The organism is Streptomyces griseorubiginosus (assembly GCF_017614965.1).
Taxonomy (GTDB): domain Bacteria; phylum Actinomycetota; class Actinomycetes; order Streptomycetales; family Streptomycetaceae; genus Streptomyces; species Streptomyces griseorubiginosus_B.
The window spans coordinates 1-20719 of the sequence record NZ_WVUG01000150.1; the positions used below are offsets into that span (position 1 = coordinate 1).

The window sequence follows — 20719 nt, forward strand, 5'->3', positions numbered from 1 at the left end:
AACCGGGTCGTGGCCCAGCAGGGCGAGTGCCTCGCGGACCAGATCGGCGTGCCGATCCCCTGGGGCGTGACCGACGTCGGACCGGAATGGCTCGTCGAGAGCAATGGCGGCCCTGTAGGCGGCGAGCAGCAGGGTGCGGTCGTCCGCGCCCGTCGGGTCGGAGGGGGAGTGCAGGAGGTGCCGGCACAGTGCGGGCAGCTCGTCGTCCGCACCGCCGCCGTCCGCCCGGGCCTCGGTGGCCGAATCCAGCGTGCGTGCGAGGCGGACTATCTGGTGGTCGATGTCGCTGTCGCGGGACTCCACCAGTCCGTCGCTGTAGAGCACCAGCAGCGCCGGCTCCGGCACCTTGAGCACGGTCGCCTCGTAGTGCCCGGTGCCGAGCCCGAGGGGCAGGCCCGCGCCGACCAGGGGGACCGGGACAGTGCGCCCGTCGGGCCCGCGCAGCAGCGGGGGAGGGTGACCGGCGCCCACCAGGGTGCACAGGCCCCGGCGGGCGTCCCACTCGGCGTAGATGCAGGTCGCGAACGAGGCGCCCGGAGTCGCGCAGGCGAGCGCGTCGAGCCGTCGTACGAGCTCGTCCGCCGGCAGGTCCAGCGCCGCCAACGTCCGTACTGCGGTGCGCAGTTGGAGCATCGCCACGGCCGACTCGGGGCCGTGCCCCATGGCGTCCCCGACGATCAGGCTGACCCGCCCGTCCGGCCGCTCGAGCACGTCGTACCAGTCACCACCGATCACCGTGTCCGGCCCTGCGGACAGCGAGCCGTGGGCGACCCGGCAGCCCTCGAACTCCTGCAGCGGGCCGCGCGGCAGGCTGTTGCGGATCGCCAGCGTGGTGCGCCGCTCGTGCTCGTAGCGGCGCGCGTTGTCCAGCGCGACGGACGCCCGGGCGGCCAGCGCCTCCACGGCCGTCACCTCAGCCGGCTGGAAGGCCCCCTGCGCCGGACCCCGGGTGCAGACCACGAACCCCAGCGTGACGTCCCGCAGCCGCAACGGCACCACCAGGAAGGAGGCCACCGACAGCAAGTCCCGGATCCGCGCCTCGCCGTCGCCGGAGGCGATCAGCCGCCTCGCGGTCTGGACGTCGACGGCGTCGAGCAACTGCGTCTGCCCGGAGACCAGCGCGCGGGCGTGGGGCGTCCCGCGCGGGAAGACGATCACCTCGCCGACCGGCAGGGCGGCCTCCCAGTCCTCGTGCGCGTCCGCTCCCACCCGCAGCGCCAGTCGGCGCGCCTCGATCCGGGGCGGGTCCGCGGTCAGGGACGCGCTCTCCCCTCGGCGCCAGCGTTCCAGCAGATACACCGAGGCCGCGTCGCAGAAGCCGGGCGTCAGCGCGTGCGTCAACTGGCTTCCGGTCAGCCGGAGATCGAGCTCCGTGCCGATCACGTCTGCGGCGGGCGAGAAGACCGACCGGCGGAGCGAGGGCTGGGCGGGTATGTCATCGGTACGGCTGCGCGGTTCGTTCCGCAGGGTCGTGCCTTTCCGGGTGGGGGGCTCCGGCCGCGCGGCAGGTCAACGGGGCGCCGTGCGTCGCAGGCAACTATATGATGGTGCGTCAAGATCCATTACGGGGAAGGATGTTGTGGTGTCCGACAGCACAGATCAAGAGCCCGGAACCGATCCCGACAAGGCCAGTGTCGCCCGGATGTACGACGCCATGCTGGGCGGCCGGCACAACTTCGCCATCGACCGCGAGGCGGTGGCCGCCTTCTCCGCCATCGACCCCCAGGTGCGCACGCTGGCCCGCGCCAACCGGGCCTTCCTCGGCCGCGCCGTGCGCTTCCTTGTCGACTCCGGGGTACGGCAGTTCATCGACCTCGGCTCCGGCATCCCCACCCAGGGAAACGTCCACGAGGTCGCCCAGGCGGCGAGCCCCGGTGCCCGCGTGGTCTACGTGGACAACGACCCCGTGGCGGTCGCCCACAGCGCCTCCCTGCTGGCGGACAACCCCGACGCGGAGATCGTCGACGCCGACATCCGCCGGCCGGCCGACGTCCTCTCCTCCCCGCAGGTGCGCAAGCTGATCGACTTCGACCAGCCCGTCGCCGTCCTCATGGTGACGATCCTGCACTTCATCACGCCCGAGGAGAACCCGGCCGGGATCACCGCCGCCTTCCGGGACGCGCTGCCCGAGGGCAGCTGGCTGGCGCTGTCCCACGCGACGAACCAGGACCGTCCGGACACGGCCGCCGCGGTGGGCCGGCTGTACCGCTCCCGGGCCACCTCGCCGGTCACCGCCCGCTCCCACGACGAGATCCTCGGCCTGTTCACCGGCTTCGACCTGGTGGAACCGGGCCTGGTCCACGTCCCCCTGTGGCGACCGGACCCCGACGACGTGCTCCCGGACAATCCGTCGGAGTACTGGGTGTACGCGGGGGTGGGCCGCAAGCGTCCGTAGCCACGGAAGTGCGTCAGATGCGGGGCGGTGCCGTGCTCCGTCTGACCACCAGGCTCGTGGGGACCAGGTCCGTGCCCGGCCGGGCAGCGCCCCGGGCGCGGATCTGGTCCAGCGCCCCCTGCACACAGCGCCGGCCCACCTCCGCGAAGTCCTGGTGGACCGTGGTCAGGGGCGGGACGAAGAACGCGGCGTCCGGGATGTCGTCGAAGCCCACGACGCTGATGTCCTCGGGGACGCGGACGCCGAGTTCATGGAAGGCGCGCAGCAGGCCCAGGGCCATCTGGTCGTTGGAGGCGAACACGGCCGTGCAGTCCGGGTGCCGGGCGAGTTCCTGTCCGGCGGCGTAGCCCGACTCCGACGACCAGTCCCCGTGCAGCGGCGGCGGGACGGGGCGCCCCGCCTCTTCGAGTACCGCCCGCCAGGCCTGAGTTCGCCGCTGCCCGGCGAAGGACGTCTCGGGCCCGGTGACATGCCACACGGTGCGATGGCCGAGGTCCAGCAGATGCCGTACGGCCTTGCGGGCGCCGTCGGCCTGGTCGGTGTCGACCACGCTGTAGCGGTCGCCGGCGTCGGAGTCCACGACCACCACATGGACCCCGGGCGGGAGTTGGACCGTGCCGGTGTCCAGCAGATGGATCTCCATGATGACGATGACGGCGTCGACGGCCAGCTCGCCCATCCGCGTGAAGGCGCCCAGCACGTTGTCCTGGGTCGGCACGTCGATGGGGATCAGGGTGATCGCGTACCCCTCGGCCGCGGCCTGAGTGGCGATGGCCTCCACCGTACGGCTGTTGCCCGTCGAGGACAGGCTGAACAGGATCACGCCGATGGTGTTGAACTGGCCGTAGCGCAGCGCACGGGCCGCGCTGTTGGGCCGGTAGCCGAGCTCCCGCATAGCGGCCAGGACCTGCTCGCGGGTCGAACTGATCACCCCGGGATGGCCGTTGGACACCCGGGAGACCGTCTGCGAGGAGACGCCCGCCAGCTTGGCGACGTCCGCCATCGACACACGCTGTTTGCGGCGCCCGCCGGGCACGCCGGAGCCGCCCCGTTCCACCATGGTGTGCCTCCCTCGACCCGATTCCCTGACCCGATGCGCGGTGCACCGGATGTTACGCGTGGGAAACCTTGACGGCCGCTGAGGCGGATGTCACGATTCCGGCGCCGCCGAGTTTACGTAAACATCCGACACAGGGACGAGATGTTTACGTAAACATGCGGAGCGCCGAGCCACCTCTCGAAAGGGCACGTCGATGCGCAAGACCCCCACCGGAAACCGCCTCGCCTTCCGTCTGCGCGCCACCGGCGCGGCCGTCGCGATCGCCGCGGTCAGCGGCGCGATGCTGGCCGGCAGCCCCGCCTCCGCCGCGGCGCCGACCGGCACGAGCCAGTTCCGGGGCGTCAACTGGGCCGACCCCCGGGACAACTTCGCCGACGACTACCTGCAGCTCTCCGGCCTGTCGACCTCGGACAACTACGCTCAGACGTACGCCAAGTCGAGCCGGATCATCTCGGCCTTCCGCGCCAACCTCGGCGCCAACACCGTCCGCCTGCCGATCAACCCGTACACGGTCAACGGCGCCTACTGGAAGTCGTACCGCGCGGTCATCGACGCCGCCTCCGACCGCGGCTTCAAGGTGATCGTGTCCTACTGGGAGGGCACGGGCGACAAGCGGGACGGCTTCATCGACGACGAGGCCACCTTCTGGCCCATGTGGGACACCGTGGTCAAGGCCTACCAGCACGACCCGCGCGTCTACTTCGAGCCGATGAACGAGCCGCACGGCTACACCGACGCCCAGTGGGCCGACATCGCCGCGAAGTGGCTGGCGACCTACCCGTCCGTGCCGCGCAACCGCGTCTTCGTCAGCGGCGCCGGCTACAACGACCACGTCACCACGGTCTGCGCCGACCCGCGGCTGAAGGGCACCTACCTCTCCCTGCACCACTACGGCTTCTGGAAGAGCTACGCCACCTACGACCAGTGGGTGGCCGACCTCAAGGAGCGCCTCGGCGACTGCGCGAACCGCACGGTCGCGGACGAGTTCGGCGCCGAGATGACGACGGGCCTGAACTACAACGTGCCGACGCCGTCGAGCAACCCGATCAACTTCATCCAGGCCGACACCGACACCTTCCGCAAGCTCGGCATGGGCTCGGTGTACTGGCCCGGTCTGCGCACCGACGACATCTACTCGATGCAGAAGCTGACCGGCACCACCGACCGGCCCTGGCTGGAGACCACCAACCAGTCCGGCGCCGACCGGCTGGCCTGGGGCTGGGGCCGCGGCAAGCCCGTCAAGTCCTGACCGACTCCTCGCCACGACAGCCACCTGCGCCGGCTGTCGTGGCGAGGTCGCTCGGGGTGGGTGGCGCGGGGACGGGGGACGGTCCGGTGCGGCCGGCCGGCGGAATGCGACTCGGGTGGACGCGGGAGTAGGGGTGGCTTGTGGATGGGCCGCACCGGTGCTTCGACCCGCTGTGTGTGGAGCGTCGACGTTCCTCAGGCCGCCGGCTGTACCAGCCCGGACTCGTAGGCGAAGACGACCGCCTGCACCCGGGCGCGGGCGCCGATCTTGGCGAGGATGTGGCTGACGTGCGATTTGACGGTGGTCGGCGCGATGCACAGCCGCTCGCCGATCTCGGCGTTGGACCAGCCGGAGGCCACCGCGGTGAGGATGTCGCGCTCGCGCTCGGTCAGCGCGTGCAGCTCCGTCTCCCGGGTGAGCCGGCGGACGGGCTGCTGCTGCCGGACCGTGTCGATGAGGGCCCGGGTCAGGCGGGGGGTGATGACGGCGTCGCCGGCGGCCACCACCCGTACGGCGGCGGCCAGTTCCTCGGGCGTCGCGTCCTGCAGGAGGAAGCCTCCCGCCCCGGCGCGCAGGGCGGCGTAGGAATGCGTCTCGCAGCCGGCCGGGATGAGGACCAGGACGCGCTGCCGGCGTTCGCCGGGCAGGGTCCGCCGGGTGATGCTGCGGATGGCGTCGAGACCGTCCGCGTCGTCGACCCGGCCGCCCATGACCACGACGTCCGGCTGGAGTTCGGTGCTCATACGGGCCGCGTCGAGCGGATTCGCCGTCTCGCCGACGACGGTGAGATCGGGCTCGGCCGCGAGGAGCATCCGGAGGCCGAGGCGCTGCAGGGTCTGGTCATGGACGACGAGTACGGAGGTCATGGCGTGCTTCTCCTCTGAACGAAACGGTTTCGTTCACGTGGGAGCCAGCATAGTCCCGTCCTTATCGAAACGGCTACGTCTCGATTGTGGTTTGGATCACGCAGTCAGTCGGTTTCGCGCAGAGCGTTCCACGTGTCGTGGGCCACCACGCCGTCGACGGACAGTCCCTTGTCGCTCTGGAAGCGCTCGACGGCGGCCTCGGTGTCGGCACCGAACTCGCCGTCCACGCCGGAACTCCCGATGTCGTAACCGCGCTTGGTCAGCATGCACTGCACCTGCAGGACCTTCTTCCCGCTGTCGCCCTCGCCGGTGCGGCCGTTGCCGTTGTAGTACGTGCAGTCGGAGTTCCAGGGCGCGCTCGCCGGCTCGGAGGTTGCGCCGCTCGCGGGCTCGGAGGTCGTGCCGCCCGCCGTCGGGGCGGGGGCGGAGACCGAGGCGGAGGGCGCCGAGGGAGAGCCGCCCGGACGGGCGCCGGCCGTGGGGGAGGCGCCGGACGGGACGGGGGAGTCTGCGGCCCTGTCCGCCCCTCCGTCCACGCTCTTGCCGGACGCGGCCCGCGCGTCCGCCGCTCTGGACGCCGAGGCGACGGCACCGCCGGGCAGGGTGCCGTCCAGTGTCGTACCGGACCCGGGCGGGGCCGCGGACGCGGAATGGTTCTGGTCGCGGTCGAGGGCGAGGACGCCCGCGGCCGCCACGCACAGCACGACACCGGCGGCGACGGCCAGCAGCGGCTTGCGCACGGCCCTGGAGCGGGCCTTGCGCGGAGTGGCCGGCCCCTCCGGAGGCCCGGGCGGGGGAGGGGCTGTCTGCTCCGCGGCGGACACGGACACGGACACGGGCGCGTGCGGGGCCGGCTGCCCCGCGACGGGCCCGGGCGAGGGAGGAGCGGGTTCGCCCGCCGGCGGGCGGTCGTCCGACGTGCGTAAACGGGACGCCCTGTCGACGGGGAGGCGGCCCAGCACCTCGTACGCCCGCTGCCGGGCGAGCACCCTGCCGGCCAACGGTTCGGGCCAGCCGGTCGCTTCCGCGTGGGGCGCGGCCGCGTCGCTCAGTTCGTCGGGAGTGGGCCGCCGCTCCGGCTCCTTGGTGAGACAGGCCGACAGCAGCGCGGCCAGTTCCGGGTCCGCCGTCGCGACCTCCCCGAGCAACTCGGCGCTCGGCTCCTCGAAGGCGACCCGGTGCATGACGTCGACGCCGGTGCCGTCACCGAACGGGGCGTGCCCGGTGGCGGCGTACACGAGCGTCCCGGCGAGGGAGAACACGTCCGAGGCGGTGTCGCAGATGCCCGTGCGGAGATGCTCGGGCGACATGTAGGCCGGAGTGCCCACCCGGTTGCCGGTGCCGGTGAGGGCGCTGGCGTCCACGGCCTTCGACAGACCGAAGTCGATCACATGGGCGCCCCGGACGGACAACAGCACGTTCGACGGCTTCAGATCCCGGTGCACGATCCCGGCCGCGGAGAGGTCGGCGAGCGCGTGCCCCAGCTCCGCAGCCAGCCGCCACACCGCGCCGGGCGCCAGGGCGCCGTCCGCGCGCACCGCGTCCGCGAGGTCCAGGCCCGGCAGGTACTCGGTGGCCATCCACAGCAGTTCGTCCTCGAAACCCGTGCCGCACAGCCGCGGGGTGCGCGGGGTGCGGACCAGGTCGTGCACCGAGGCCTCGCGCTCGAAGCGGCGCCGGAAGCCCGGATCGTCCGCGTACTCCGGCCTGATCACCTTCACCGCGACGAGCTCGGGCCCGCCGTCTTCGGCGCGGGCGAGATAGACCCGCCCCATGCCGCCGCTGCCGAGCAACGCCAGCGGAACGTACGGGCCGATGCGGCGCGGGTCGCCCCGGTGCAAGGGCGCGGCGCCGGTCTGCCGCAGCACGGTCGCCTCGTCCGGTGTCGAGTCCGGTGGCACCGGCCGGTGTTCTGACACGAGTCCCCCGAAGTGATGTTCGCCGTATGCCAGTTCGGCCGTGACGTATGCCAGTTCGGCTGTGAAGGGAAGACGAGGCTAACGCAGTGACGGCGTGAAGACCGGGTTTCGATCACTTCTGTCACACGAGTCGCTGCGCATGGTGAACAACCGCAGGTCTTGATCCGTACCCCCGGGCGGAACAGCCCGGGTACGCGGATACGGAGAACCACGTGGTACGGCAGTCACCGCAACGACGCACAGGACGCATCCCGCCCACTGCCCGGCTGGTGCGCGGTGCCACCCTGGCCGGCAGCCTGGCCCTGCTGCCCCTGGCCGCGGCCTGCACCGGCGAGGGGGACGACAGGGCGGAGCGAAGCAGGACGGTGGTGACGGCCGCCCCCGAGGCCGGGGTCGTGGCGCCGGCGAAGGTGGAGGTGATCGCCGGGCTGATCGGCTGCGCCAAGCCCAGGATCCGGGTCGACGCGGAGGAGCTGCGGCAGGGCGTGTGCCACACGCAGCAGGCCGACCGTGTCATCACCACCTTCCCCGAAGAGAAGTACAAGCTGGCCTGGCTGGACGCCGCCGGCGGCTATGGCGGCAAGCACCTGGTCGGCACCCGGTGGGTGGTCAGCGCCGAGCCGGAGCTGCTGGAGGGCTTCCGCAGCAGGCTCGGCGGCGAGATCCAGGAGCTTCCCGGCTTCGGCCCGCGGGCGGTACCCACCGCCAGGTGACGCCTCAGCCGGCCAGGGGGTAGTGACAGGCGACAAGGCGGCCGGAAGCGGTGCCGGTGAGCGAGGGGCGTTCCCGGGCGCAGAGATCGCGGGCGTGGGCGCAGCGGGTGCGGAACGGGCAACCGGTCGGTTTGTTCACGGGGTTGGGGACCTCGCCGCTGAGGACGACGCGTTCCCGCCGTGACGCCTTCGCCGTGCCGGTGCCGTCGTCGATGTCCGGGACCGCCGACAGCAGCGCTTCGGTGTACGGGTGGGCGGGGGCGCCGAACAGGGCCTCGGTTCCGCCGAGTTCGACGATCTCGCCGAGGTACATCACGGCGATGCGGTCGGAGACGTGCCGGACCACACCGAGGTCGTGGGCGATGAACACGTACGTCAGACCGAACCGCTCCTGGAGGTCGGCGAACAGGTTGAGCACCTGGGCCTGGATCGACACGTCCAGAGCGGAAACGGGCTCGTCGGCCACGATCAGCTTCGGTTCGGTGGCGAGCGCCCGCGCGATACCGATGCGTTGGCGCTGGCCGCCGGAGAACTCGTGCGGATAGCGGTCCCGGTGCGCCGACGACAGTCCCACGACGTCGAAGAGCTCCGCGACCCGGCGGCGGACCGCGGCGGCGTCGCCGTACCGGTGCACGAGCAGCGGCTCCGCCACGATGTCCCCGGCGCGGCGGCGGGGGTTGAGCGAGGCCTGCGGGTCCTGGAAGACCAGCTGCATGCCGGGCCGGAGCGGGCGCAGCCGCCGCGAGGAGAGGCCGGTGATGTCCTTTCCGTCGAACTCCACGCGCCCGCCGGTCAGTTCGGTGAGCCGCACCAGGCAGCGGCCCAGGGTGGACTTGCCGCAGCCCGACTCGCCGACGACGCCGAGTGTTTCCCCGGTGCGGACCTCGAGGGACACCCCGTCCACGGCCCGCAGGATCCGCCGGCGCCGGGCGAGGCCGTCCGGGCGCAGGGTGTAGTGCTTGCTGACGTCCGTGGCACGCAGCAGGACCGCACCGCCCGACGAGGGGGCCTGTTCCACCGTCACCACCTCCTGTGCCGTCATGACGCCACCTCCGTGTCCGTGTCCTTCCCCGTCGCCGTCCTCGTCGTCAGGCGCAGCGCCGCGCGGCCGCCGGACGGCAACCAGCAGGCGTCCCGGTGCGCCGCGTCGCCGTCGCCCACGGACAGCGGTGGCCGCTCCTCGCACCGCTCGTGCCGCAGCCGGCAGCGCGGCGCGAACGCGCAGCCCTCCGGCAGGCTGCCCGGCGTGACCGGCACGCCCGCGATGGTGGGCAGCCGCCGCAGCCGTGGGCCGTCGACGCGCGGCACCGAGTCCAGCAGCCCCCAGGTGTAGGGGTGCCGGGGGCCGTGGAACACCGCCCTGCGCGGGCCCTCCTCGGCGGCCCGCCCGCCGTACATCACCAGGACCCGGTCGGCGATCTGCGAGATCACCCCCATGTCGTGGGTGATGAGGACGACAGCGGAGCCGCCTTCGTTCAACTGCCGCATCAGGTCGAGGATCTGGGCCTGCACCGTGACATCGAGAGCCGTCGTCGGTTCGTCGGCGATCAGCAGGGACGGGCCGCAGGACAGCGCCATCGCGATGACCGCCCGCTGGCGCATGCCGCCGGAGAACTCGTGCGGGTAGGCGTTCACGCGCGAGGCGGCGTCGGGAATGCCGACGTCGGACAACAGCTGGACGGCACGGGCGTGCGCCTCCCGGCGGGAGACCGGTTCGTGCGCCCGGATCTGCTCGGCGATCTGCCAGCCCACGGTGTACACGGGGGTCAGCGCGGTCATCGGGTCCTGGAAGACCATGGCAATCTCCCGGCCCCGCACCGACCGCATCTCCCTGTCGGGCAGGGTCAGCAAGTCCCGTCCCCGGAAGAGCACTTCGCCCGACACGGTCACGTTCGGGTTGGTCAGCAGCCGCAGGACGGCCAGCATCGACACGCTCTTGCCGGAGCCCGACTCGCCCACCACGCCCAGGATCTCTCCGGGTGCGACCGAGAAGGACAGGCCGTCCACGGCCGTCACCGTGCCCTGGCGGGTGCGGAAGGAGACCCGCAGGTCGCGTACGTCCAGCAGGGGTTGGTCAGGCATGGCGGGCCCTCGGGTCGAGTCGGGCGTAGAGGATGTCGACGAGCGCGTTGGCGAGGACCACGAAGAACGCCGCGTACAGGACGGTCCCCATGATCACCGGCAGGTCCAGGTTCTGCAGGGCGTCGTAGGTGAGCTTGCCGATCCCGGGCAGGCCGAAGACGACCTCGGTGAGCAGCGCGGCGCCGCCGACGAGCGCGCCGAAGTCCAGCCCGAACAGCGACACGATCGGGATCAGGGAGCAGCGCAGGGCGTGCCGCAGCAGGATGCGCCGCTCGGACAGGCCCTTGGCGCGGGCGGTGCGCACATAGTCCTCGTTCAGCGCGGTGACGACCTCGCCGCGCAGCAGACGGGCGTAGATCCCGGCGTACAGCAGCGCAAGGGTCAGCCACGGGAAGAGCATGTGCAGCGCCCACTGGCCGGGGTCGCGGCCGATGCCGACGTATCCGGGTGGCGGCACCCAGGAGAAGACCGAGGAGTGCAACTGCTTCTGGGTGACGAGGTTGACGACCTCGCCGAGCCAGTAGGCCGGCAGGGAGACGCCGACCACACCGACGAGCATGATCAGCGGGTCGGCGGCCCTTCCGCGCAGGGTGGCCGCGGCCGTGCCCATGACGACACCGGCCACCATCCAGATCAGGGCGGCGCCGACGACCAGCGACAGGGTCACCGGAGTGGCCTGCAGGATCTGCGGGATCACCCGGGAGCCGCGGTTGACGAAGGACTCCAGGTCCCGGTCGATCAGCAGATGACGCATCATCAGCAGATACCGCACGGGCATCGGCCGGTCGAGGCCGAAGGAGTGCCGGACCTGGGCGAGGGTGGCGGGGTCGGCGTTGCGGCCCGCGATGCGGGCGGCCGGGTCGACCCCCGGGGTGGCGAAGAAGATCAGGAACACCAGCACACTGATGGCGAACATCACCAGCAGCGCCGAGGCGAACCGTTTGAGGGCGAAGGACAGCATGGGCGTCACACCCCTCCGCGCAGTCGCGCGCCCGGGTCGAGCGCGTCGCGGACCCCGTCGCCCAGGACGTTGAGGGCCGCCGTGGTCAGGGCGATGAGCAGCCCCGGTGCGATGGTCACCGCGGGGCGGGTGTACAGCAGTCCGAGGCCGTCCTCGATGATCGTGCCCCAGCTGGCGTCGGGCGGCTGGACACCGACCGACAGGAACGACAGGGCCGACTCGGTGAGCATGGCCAGCGCGGTCATCAGCGGGACGAAGACGATCGTCGTCGGCAGGACGTTCGGCAGCACCTCCCGGCGCAGGATGCGCGGGGTCGGGGCGCCGGAACCGACGGCGGCGTGGATGAACTCCTTGTTCCGCAGCACCAGCACCTGGCCGCGCAACGGCCGGGCGATGTACGGCACATAGATCGCCGCGATGATCGTCACCGGCAGCCACAGGCTTCCCGCGTCCACGGTGAGCGGGCCGAGGTGCAGCCCGTTGGTGAGCAGTACCACCGACAGGCAGATGGCCAGCAGATACACGGGGAAGGCCCAGACGACGTCCAGGACGCGGGAGATGACGGAGTCCACGACACCGCCCGCGTAGCCGGCGACCACCCCGACGGCCGTCCCCACCAGGCAGGTCAGCACGGCCGCGGTGAACCCGATGAACAGGCTGGTGCGTCCGCCGTACAGCAGGCGCGCCATGACGTCGCGGCCCTGGTTGTCGGCGCCCAGGAAATAGTGCGCGGGGTCCCAGGTCGGCCCGATGGGCGTGACACCGAGACCGAGGCCGGTACTGCTGGGGGTCAGCACCGGCACCGTCTTCCCGCCGACGACGGTCGTGCCGGAGACATGGGACTGGAACGGGTCGGTGTGCGCGATGTGCGCCGCGTACAGCGGCGCGCACAGGCTCGCCGTGACGACGATCAGCAGGACGACGGCCGCGGCCAGTGCCGACCTGTTGCGCGACAGGTCGGCGGCGGCCGTCCGCCAGGGGCCCGGCGAGCGCCGGGCCTCGGCGGTGGAGGAGGGCTGGGCGGCGGTCACTTGACCCACGTCTGCCCGACGAGCATGTAGAACTGCTTGCTGAACCGGTAGTCGCCGAGCCGCTTCGACGTGAAGTCGATGATCTTCGGGTTGATCAGCGGGACGACCGGCGACTGGGCCATGACGTCCTGGTCGATCGCGCCCCACTGCTGGTTCGCGCTCTGCTCGTCGGTCTGCGCGGTCCTGATCGCGGCCTGCATCTTCGCGTCGACGCCCTTGTCGCAGAAACCGGAGATGTTGATGCTGGAGTCGCTGCCCGGGTGGAACGAGGCGCAGGAGAACAGCACGTTGAGGAAGTCCGAGGCCGCCGGATAGTCCTGGTACCAGGAGGTCAGCGCCAGCTGGACCTTGTTCTTGGTGTTCTGGATGTAGGTGAACTGGATGTTCGCCGACAGCGGTTTGAGGGTGGCCTTGTAGCCGAGCTGCGTCAGCAGGCTCTGCAGGTACTGTCCGATCGATTTGTTGACGTCGTCGTCCTGGACGACGATGCCGACCTGCTGCCCCGCGGTGCCGGACTGCTTCACCAGGGCCTTGGCCTTGGCCAGGTCCGGCGCCTTCCAGGTCGTACCGCCGCCCTTGGTGTAGTCGCACGAGTCGACGTGACCGGGGAAGCCCGGCGGCAGGATCGTGCACGCGGGAGAGGCGAGGTTGGTGCCGCCGTACAGCCGCACCACGGCGGACCGGTCGACGGCCCAGTTGATCGCCTGGCGGGCCAGTTTGTTGTTGAACGGCGCCGAGTTCACGTTCAGGGTGGCGTACCAGAACGCGGTCAGCGGGTTCACATGTGCCTGGGAGGCGTACTTGGTGCCGATCTCGTTGAGCCGGTCGGCGGGAGGCGCGTCGAACATCCAGTCCGCCTGACCGTTCTCCACGGCCGTGACCTCCGACTCCACGGTCTGCCCGAAGGTGTAGTCGATGACGTCCGGGTAGCCCTGCGGATCGGCGTCGCGCGACCACTCCTTGAAGTGCGGGTTGCGCACCAGCTTCAGCTCGCGGTTGGGGTCGTACGAGGCCGCCGTGTACGGGCCGGTCGACGGCAGCGGCTTGGTCCCGGCGTCCTTCGCGGGGGAGTCCTTGGGCAGGATGCTGGCGTGCGGGACGGCCAGCTTGTACGGGAACTCCGGGTCCGCCGCGGTGAGGTTGATGGTGACCGTGTTCGTCTTCGCGTCGCCGATCACCCCCTTCGGCAGCGTGCAGCCGGCCGGTTTCTTCAGGCAGACGTCGGCGCCCACGATGCCGTTGTAGAAGGTGCCGGCGGTGGGGCTGGAGACCTTGAAGATGCGCTCGAAGGAGGCCACGACGTCGTCGGTGGTCAGCGCCTTGCCGTTGGAGAAGGTGACGCCCTTGCGCAGCGTGAAGGTGTAGGTCTTGCCGCCGTTGGTGACCTTCGGCATCGCCGTGGCGAGATCCGGGACGACCGTGAAGGACTCCTGGCCGCCGACCTTCTTGAAGGCGAGCAGCCCGTCGTACAGCGACTGGTACAACTGCCAGTACTGAAGGGTGTAGTTGACCTGCGGATCGAAGCTGCCGGCGGCGGCGTGGGCGACGAGCTTCAGGGTGCCGCCCTTGTGCTGCGGCTGGAAGGCTGCGGAGCCGGTGCCTGAGCCGGAGGACGAGGCGGTCGGGCCGGTGGAGGAGCCGCCGCCGGCGGAGGAACAGGCGGCTGCGGTCAGGGCGAGGGCGACGGCGGCTGCGGCGAGCGCGCCCCGTCTGGTGCTGCGGGACATCGCGGGGAACTCCCCTCGGGGAAGGTGGGGGATCAGTCGGTGGAGTCGAGAAAGGCGCCCACGACCCGGAGGTAGAGCTCCTCCTCCTCGACGTGCGGCATGTGGCTGGAGTGTTCGAACATGTGCCAGCGCACGTCGGGGATGCGCTCGGCGAAGGGGTGGAGGGTCTCGGGGGTCGCCTCGTCGTGACGGCCGGACACCAGCAGGGTCGGCGCCTCGACGAGATGCAGGCGGTCGACGACGCTCCAGTCCTTGAGCGTGCCGACGACGTGGAACTCGTTCGGCCCGTTCATCGTGTGGTACACGGTCGGATCGGCCGCGATGTTGTCCCAGGTGGCCTGTACTTCGGGCGGGTTGGGGGTCAGGCGGCACACATGGCGCTCGTTGAAGACCTGTTCGGCCGCGCGGTAGTCGGGGTGGTCGGTGGTCCCTGCCGTCTCGTGGGCGTAGAGGGTGTGCTGGACCTCCGGCGGCAGTTCGGCCCGGAGCTCGGCCGCCGCCGCCAGCCACAGCTCCATGGAGGCCGGGGAGTTGGCGATGACGAGACCCCGCAGTCCGGGCGGGCGGCGTACGGCGTGTTCGGCGGCGAGCATGCCGCCCCAGGACTGGCCGAGGAGGTGGTAGGCGTCGGCGATGCCCAGCTTCGTGAGCAGGTTGTCGAGTTCGTCGAGGAAGAGCTGGACGGTCCAGAAGTCCGCGCCCTTGTGGGGCAGATGGGTGGACAGGCCGGTGCCCAGTTGGTCGTAGTGCACGACGGGACGGCCCTGCCGGGAGATGCCCGCGATGCTCAGGGTGTAGTTGTGGCCGGCACCGGGTCCGCCGTGCAGGACCACCAGGGGTGTCCTGCCCGGCTCGCCCGTGATCCGGTACCAGGTGGACCAGCCGTTGAAGTCGACGGTTCCGGTGCGGTTCGGTTCGGGGATCGCCACGGGGAAGCCTCCCAGGCCGGCCGTGGGGAACCGGCCGCTGGCTGAAACAAGATGGGTGTGACGGATGGGTGAGATACTGATTGGGTAAAAGGTCAGCGCACAAGACCTTTTAGTCGGGCCAGGCCAAGACGTAACAGCGGATTAACGTGGCCCGCGCGCGTTAACAGGAGCGGCGAACAAGGGGGCACCAGCTGACATCCGTACCTGAGCCGCCCGAACCCGGCGGCGAGTTCTCCCGCGTACTGGACCGTGTCCTGCTCGGCGGTGCGCCCTCATCCGAGCTGCGCCCCGTCCGGGTGGCCTCCGCCGTGGACGAGGTCTGCGACCGGCTGCTGACCGCGATCGCCGTCGGCGACTTCCTGCCCGGTGAACGGCTCCCCGTGGAACGCGAGTTGATCCGGCTGCTGCGGGTCAGCCGGCCCACCGTGCGCGAGGCGGTCGCCCGTCTGCAGGCCGTCGGCGTGGTGGAGATCCGCCGCGGCCGCAACGGCGGGGCCTACGTGCGCGACAGCTGGACCGAGTCGACCGCCGCGGCCGTCCGGCACACCCTGGTACCGCGCTGGGAGGAGTTCGAGCAACTCTTCGACCTGCGCGGTCTGGTGGAGGGCATGGTGGCCGCGACCGCGGCCCGGCGTCGGCGCCCCGAGGACCTCGAGCCGATGCGGGACGCCCTGAGCGCCTACCTGTCCGCCCGCACGCCCCGCGACGAGCAGACCGCGGACAGCGCCTTTCACCAGGCGGTGCGCACCGCCACCGGCAACCCGCAGATCGTCATGCTCAGCCGTGACCTGCTCGCCCGGATCAGCCTCGGCTTCCCGGTCGAACCCTGGGGCAAGGGCGAGCGCACCCGCTTCCACCAGGGCGGCGAGGACCACAAGGCGCTGTACGAGGCCATCGCGGCGGGCGAGCCCGAGCGCGCCGAGCAGATCGCGCGACGCCACTTCATGATCAGTGCCGAGATGATCCGGGACGTCCTGACCCGCGTGAAGGCCGTGGATCAGTCCTGACCCCGGACGTGTCCCGGATTGTCGATCCGGCGGACGGCACTTCGTCTGAAAGGTGAGGGGGCCCGGCTCGATCGAAGGGATGTGACCACCATGACCGAGGTGTCCACGCTGCTCACCGGCCGGGGCCTGCTGGAGTCCCCGCGCGTCCACGGCGGACGGCTGTACTTCTCCGACTGGTCCGCGGGCGAGGTCGTCGCCGTGGACCTGTCCGGCCGCAGCGAGGTGGTCGCCCGCGTGGCGTCGCTGCCCCTGTGCACCGAATGGCTCCCGGACGGCCGTCTGCTGATCGTCTCGTCCGCCGAGGGGCGACTGCTGAGCCGGGAGCCCGACGGAAGCCTGGTGACGTACGCCGATCTCGGCGCCCCCGGCTGGAACGACATCGTGGTCGACGACCGCGGCAACGCGTACGTCAACCGGGCCGGCTTCGACCCGATGGCCGGGGAGGCCGTCAAACCCGGGTTCGTCCACCTCGTCACCCCCGACGGCGCGGTCCGTGAGGTCGCCGACGACCTCGCCTTCCCCAACGGCATGGCGATGACGGCCGACGGCTCCACACTGATCGTCGCGGACTCCTACCGGCACCGACTGGTCGCCTTCACCGTTGACCCGGACGGCTCACTGTCCGGGCGGCGCGTCTGGGCCGATCTGGGCGAGGGCACCCCGGACGGCATCTGCGTCGACGCGGAGAACGCCGTCTGGTACGCCGACGTACCGAACCGGCGCTGTGTGCGCGTCGCCGAGGGCGGCAAGGTCCTGCGGACGGTCACCCTGGACCGGGGCGCGTTCGCCTGCGCGCTCGGAGGCCGGACGCTGTTCGTCACGGCGGCACGGTGGCAGGGCATGACCGGGGGCGAGCTGGTGGCCCCCGGCAGCGGCCAGGTGCTCACGGCCCCGGTCGAGGTACCGGCGTCGTAGCACTCACAGGAACGGCGTCCCCGCGTCCAGCCCCGACAGGACCCGTCCGTACAGCTCCAGGTTGGTGGCGGGATTGACGAAGGAGTGCAGATTCAGGGCCTGCACATCGCGCACCGCCCGCTGGATCGGCACCTCCCGGCGCAGCGACGACGCGCCGGACGCGGAGGCGACGATGTCCACGGCCTCCTTGCACAGCCGGGCCACATAGCCGCTCTGCGCCCGGATCCTGGCCCGCTCCGCCACGCCGAACGGCTCGCCCGCCTCGATGCGGGCGAGGAAGTCGCCCGTCAGCGACTCGGCGCAGGAGAGCTTCATCGCCGCCTCGGCCGCCTGCAGATGCGTGACCGTCGCCTCGCTCTGCCGCTGGTGGAAGGTGTACGTGATGCCCCGGCGGTGGATCCGCTCGGTGAACCCCTCCAGTGCCGCCCGCGCCAGACCGAGCGCGGCCGGCGCCGTCCAGGCGCAGAACATCAGCAGCACCGGGGTCCGGTAGAAGGGGTCGTCGGCGTTGGTCTTCGAAGGGAACTCGCCCGCCAGCATCGGCCCGACGGGCAGCACCCGGTGGGCCGGGACGAACACGTCACGGGCGACGACGCTGTCACTGCCACTGCCCGCCAGCCCCGAGACGAACCAGTCGTCGAGGATCTCCAGCTCGCCCATGGGCACCGCGGTCCACAGCACCTCGGGCGGCCCGTCGGCGGTCTCCACCCGAGCCGTCAGCAGATGCCAGTCGGCGTGCCGGCAGCCGGTCGCGAACCCCGAGGTCCCGTTGACGACATAGCCGCCGTCGGTGGCGACCGCGACCGCGTCCGGGATCAGGGTGCCGCCGACCCGTACGTCGGGACCGGTGAAGATCTCGTCCTGCGCCTCGTCGGGGAAGAGCCCCGCGATGAACGCGCAGCCCGCCTGGATCAGCGCCGCGAACGCGGTGGAACCGCAGGCCGCGGCGATTTCGGCCAAAGTGTCGACCTGGGTGCGCGGCCGGGTCTGGTAACCGCCGTAGCGCCGGGGAACGTTCATCCGGTAGACCCCGGCGTCCGACAGGGCGGCGACGACCTCGTCCGGCACCCTGCGCTCCTGCTCCGTGCGCAGTGCCTGCTCACCGATGAAGGGGCGGAGCGCGCGGACGCGCTCGACGATGCCGGTGTCGGTGCGGGGCGCTGACGAGGGAGCCATGGCGGACCTCCGGGCACGACGGGCCCTCACCGTGACGCGGAAGCCACCATGTGTCAACGGCGCCCGGCCGCGGGCACCTGTGAAACGGCCACCGGTATCTTCCGTAGCGGTGGACGGTCTTGACAACATGCGTACTGTTTCGCGACGTTTGATCCTCGCCGGGTGGTCCGGAACGTGGCGGTCAATCACGGAACGACCGTGTACACGGCTTGGAATCGGCTGATACTCAAAGAAGTACGACGCGGACAGCGCGTCACGGGGGGAGCGGTCGCCGATGCGATCCAGCAACAGCAGTCCACACGCCCTACCGGCCTGCGCCACGGCCGGCACGTTCCGCACGCAACCCGCGGAAGGGCGGTTGATCTGACGTGGATGTCACGGTCCACAGAGTCGACGAGCTGAACGCATCGCTCCGCGAGGCGTGGCACCGCGCGATGGACGAGTCACCCGAGTACTCCAACCCCTTCCTGGCCCCGGAGTTCACCCTCGGCATCGGCGGACACCGCTCCGGCACCCGCGTCGCCGTCCTGCACGAGAACGGCTCACCGGTCGGCTTCTTCCCCTACGAGCGCAACGCCCTCGGCGTGGGCAGGGCCATCGGCCTGGGCCTCTCCGACTGCCAGGCCCTCGTGCACCGCCCCGGCGTCACCTGGAACGCCCAGGAACTGCTGAAGGCCTGCGGACTGTCCATCTTCGAGTTCGACCATCTCGTCGCCGAGCAGAAACCCTTCGCCAGGCATGTCACGGGGACCTTCGCCTCCCCGGTGGTCGACCTCAAGCCCGACCCCAGCGGCTATGCGCAGTGGCTGCGCGGCGCCTATCCGGGGCACGCCAAGACGACCCTGAAGAAGGAGCGCCGGCTGGGCCGCGACGTGGGTGAGGTGCGGTTCGAGTTCGACGAGCGGGACCCGCGGATGCTGCGCCGGCTCATGCAGTGGAAGTCCGCCCAGTACCGCAGAACGGGGCGGATGGACCGGTTCGCCCGGCCGTGGATCGTCGATCTGGTCAACCATCTCTTCGACGTCCGCGAGGAGCACTTCACCGGCGTCCTGTCCGTCCTCTACGCCGGCGACCGGCCGGTGGCCGCGCACTTCGGGCCGAGATCCCGCACGGTCCTCGCCGCGTGGTTCACCGCCTACGACCCCGAACTGCACCGGTACTCGCCGGGCCTGATGATGCACCTGCGCACCGCCGAGGCCGCCGCCCGCAACGGCGTGACGCTGATGGACCTGGGGCGCGGCGACAAGGAGTACAAGGACTGGCTCAAGACCCGCGAGCTGCGGGTGGCGGAAGGGTTCGCCAGCCGCCCCCACCCCGTCGCGGCGGCGCACCGGCTGTGGCGCCGGCCCGTGCGGGGCCTGCGCAACACGGTCAACGCCCACCCCGAACTGCGCGCCCCCGCCGACCGCCTCCTGCGGACGGCCGGCACGTTGCGCAGCCGCGCGGAGGCAGGGATGAAGGGCCGCCGCACGGGCTGAACGGGAAGCGCCGGGTGGGGTCGGCCCGCGGGAAGGTGGGGACCGCATCAGCCGGCGGGAAGCCCGGGGCGTTGTCCGTGCGCGGTGAGGGCGGGACGCGGTGGCGGCCCGCAGCGAAGTCGGTGGCGCGGTGGCGGGCCGCGCGGAAGCGGCGGGCGCTGTGTCAACCCGTGAGGGCCGGGGTGTCGTCTGCGCGGAGCGAAGCCGGAGGTGTGGTGGCGGCCCGTAGTGAGCGGGGCGCGGTGTCAGCCCTCAGGGGGCCAGGGGCGCTGTCCGCGAACAGTGACGTCTGGGCGCGGTGGCGGCCCGCAGTGAAGCCGGGGGATCGGTGTCGGCGCGGTGCAGTTGGGGCACTGTCAGTCCGGCCGACCGGGAGCGACGTGTCAGCTCGCAGCGAAGCCCGATCCGCTCGTGGATGCATGGGTGTAAGCATGTAATCCGGGCCCCTGGGCGCATGGAGAAGCCCCGGGGCAGGCGGAAAGGTCGACTCGTGGCCGAGACACTCTCCGGGCCCGACCGCTCCCCTGCGGAGCAGGCCGCGCTCGACTCCTACTCCCGCATCGTCACCTCGGTCGCCGCCGAGCTCACCCCGAAGGTGGCGTCCCTCAGCGTCGCGCACCGCCGCGCCCGAGGCCGCTTCGTGGTCGGCACCGGCTCCGCGGTGGTCTTCACCGACGACGGCTTCCTGCTCACGAACGCCCACGTCGTCGGACACTCCGACGCCGGTACGGCATCCTTCGCCGACGGCACCACCACTCCCTTCCACGTCATCGGCGCCGACCCGCTGTCCGACCTCGCCGTGGTCCGCGCCGACGGCCCCACCCCGGCCCCGGCCCGCCTCGGCGAGGCCGACGCGCTGCGGGTCGGCCAACTGGTCGTGGCGGTCGGCAACCCGCTCGGCCTGGCGGGCAGCGTCACCGCCGGCGTGGTCAGCGCCCTGGGCCGCTCCCTGCCGACCAGCGCCGGCACCGCGACGCGGGTCGTCGACAACGTCGTCCAGACCGACGCCACCCTCCACCCCGGCAGCTCGGGCGGGGCCCTGGCCACTGCGGACGGCAGTGTCGTCGGCATCAACACCGCCATCGCCGACGTCGGACTGGGCCTCGCCATCCCCGTGAACGACACCAGCCGCAAGATCATCGCGGCGCTGCTCTCCACCGGCCGGGTCCGCCGTGCCTACCTCGGTGTCGCCGGCATCCCCGCCCCGCTCC

18 protein-coding genes are annotated in these 20719 nt (G+C 71.5%); 7 read left to right on the top strand and 11 right to left on the bottom strand.

The genetic code is table 11. From position 1 onward, the window contains the following. Positions 1–1383: PP2C family protein-serine/threonine phosphatase (locus GRC12_RS25630; protein ID WP_308286627.1), on the bottom strand; the 1383-nt coding region annotated here is incomplete at its 3' end. Positions 1384–1582: 199 nt separating this feature from the next. On the opposite strand from GRC12_RS25630, the gene GRC12_RS25635 reads away from it, so the two are divergent. Beyond that, positions 1583–2395, top strand: a complete 813-nt coding sequence (locus GRC12_RS25635; protein ID WP_208781707.1) for an SAM-dependent methyltransferase — start codon at positions 1583–1585, stop codon at positions 2393–2395. Between the two features lie 13 nt (positions 2396–2408). Here GRC12_RS25635 and GRC12_RS25640 read toward each other — a convergent pair whose 3' ends face one another. Further along, entirely contained in the window at positions 2409–3455 is a 1047-nt protein-coding gene (locus GRC12_RS25640) for a LacI family DNA-binding transcriptional regulator (protein ID WP_208781708.1), read from the bottom strand. Positions 3456–3648: 193 nt separating this feature from the next. On the opposite strand from GRC12_RS25640, the gene GRC12_RS25645 reads away from it, so the two are divergent. Further along, positions 3649–4704, top strand: coding sequence for a glycoside hydrolase family 5 protein (locus GRC12_RS25645; protein ID WP_208781709.1), 1056 nt, complete (start codon positions 3649–3651; stop codon positions 4702–4704). A 194-nt stretch (positions 4705–4898) separates the two neighbouring features. On the opposite strand, the gene GRC12_RS25650 is transcribed toward GRC12_RS25645, so the two are convergent. Together GRC12_RS25650 and GRC12_RS25655 are read right to left on the bottom strand one after the other, a co-directional pair. Next, the gene (locus GRC12_RS25650) at positions 4899–5570 is read right to left on the bottom strand and encodes a LuxR C-terminal-related transcriptional regulator (RefSeq protein WP_208781710.1); all 672 of its coding nucleotides are present in this window, start codon (positions 5568–5570) and stop codon (positions 4899–4901) included. A gap of 104 nt (positions 5571–5674) precedes the next feature. Next, positions 5675–7489: a serine/threonine-protein kinase gene (locus GRC12_RS25655; protein ID WP_308286628.1), complete on the bottom strand. Its 1815-nt coding sequence runs from the start codon at positions 7487–7489 to the stop codon at positions 5675–5677. A 269-nt stretch (positions 7490–7758) separates the two neighbouring features. Between GRC12_RS25655 and GRC12_RS25660 the strand changes: the two genes are divergently transcribed. After that, positions 7759–8202 (top strand): hypothetical protein, encoded by a 444-nt coding sequence (locus GRC12_RS25660; protein ID WP_308286629.1) that lies wholly within the window; start codon positions 7759–7761, stop codon positions 8200–8202. 4 nt (positions 8203–8206) lie between these two features. Here GRC12_RS25660 and GRC12_RS25665 read toward each other — a convergent pair whose 3' ends face one another. From GRC12_RS25665 to GRC12_RS25690, 6 genes are read right to left on the bottom strand one after another with little or no spacing between them, the layout of a single operon-like run. Next, positions 8207–9244: an ABC transporter ATP-binding protein gene (locus GRC12_RS25665; protein ID WP_208781712.1), complete on the bottom strand. Its 1038-nt coding sequence runs from the start codon at positions 9242–9244 to the stop codon at positions 8207–8209. Then, on the bottom strand, positions 9241–10284 hold the full coding sequence (locus GRC12_RS25670) for an ABC transporter ATP-binding protein (RefSeq protein WP_208781713.1): 1044 nt from the start codon (positions 10282–10284) through the stop codon (positions 9241–9243). The genes GRC12_RS25665 and GRC12_RS25670 overlap by 4 nt, the downstream gene beginning before the upstream one ends. Continuing rightward, complete coding sequence (locus GRC12_RS25675; RefSeq protein ID WP_208781714.1) at positions 10277–11245, bottom strand: ABC transporter permease; 969 nt, start codon at positions 11243–11245, stop codon at positions 10277–10279. Before GRC12_RS25675 ends, GRC12_RS25670 begins: the two co-directional genes overlap by 8 nt. Positions 11246–11250: 5 nt before the next feature. After that, the gene (locus GRC12_RS25680) at positions 11251–12276 is read right to left on the bottom strand and encodes an ABC transporter permease (protein WP_208781715.1); all 1026 of its coding nucleotides are present in this window, start codon (positions 12274–12276) and stop codon (positions 11251–11253) included. Next, positions 12273–14003, bottom strand: a complete 1731-nt coding sequence (locus GRC12_RS25685; protein WP_208781716.1) for an ABC transporter substrate-binding protein — start codon at positions 14001–14003, stop codon at positions 12273–12275. Before GRC12_RS25685 ends, GRC12_RS25680 begins: the two co-directional genes overlap by 4 nt. Before the next feature lie 32 nt (positions 14004–14035). Continuing rightward, on the bottom strand, positions 14036–14932 hold the full coding sequence (locus GRC12_RS25690) for a proline iminopeptidase-family hydrolase (protein WP_208781717.1): 897 nt from the start codon (positions 14930–14932) through the stop codon (positions 14036–14038). Positions 14933–15228: 296 nt separating this feature from the next. On the opposite strand from GRC12_RS25690, the gene GRC12_RS25695 reads away from it, so the two are divergent. Then, the gene (locus GRC12_RS25695) at positions 15229–15939 is read left to right on the top strand and encodes a FadR/GntR family transcriptional regulator (RefSeq protein ID WP_208781718.1); all 711 of its coding nucleotides are present in this window, start codon (positions 15229–15231) and stop codon (positions 15937–15939) included. Positions 15940–16029: 90 nt separating this feature from the next. After that, entirely contained in the window at positions 16030–16854 is an 825-nt protein-coding gene (locus GRC12_RS25700) for an SMP-30/gluconolactonase/LRE family protein (protein ID WP_208781719.1), read from the top strand. 3 nt (positions 16855–16857) lie between these two features. Here GRC12_RS25700 and GRC12_RS25705 read toward each other — a convergent pair whose 3' ends face one another. Then, positions 16858–18030, bottom strand: coding sequence for an acyl-CoA dehydrogenase family protein (locus GRC12_RS25705; protein WP_208781720.1), 1173 nt, complete (start codon positions 18028–18030; stop codon positions 16858–16860). A gap of 368 nt (positions 18031–18398) precedes the next feature. Between GRC12_RS25705 and GRC12_RS25710 the strand changes: the two genes are divergently transcribed. Beyond that, complete coding sequence (locus tag GRC12_RS25710; RefSeq protein ID WP_208781721.1) at positions 18399–19508, top strand: GNAT family N-acetyltransferase; 1110 nt, start codon at positions 18399–18401, stop codon at positions 19506–19508. A 490-nt stretch (positions 19509–19998) separates the two neighbouring features. Further along, on the top strand, positions 19999–20719 hold a 721-nt coding region (locus GRC12_RS25715), incomplete at its 3' end, for a S1C family serine protease (protein WP_208781722.1).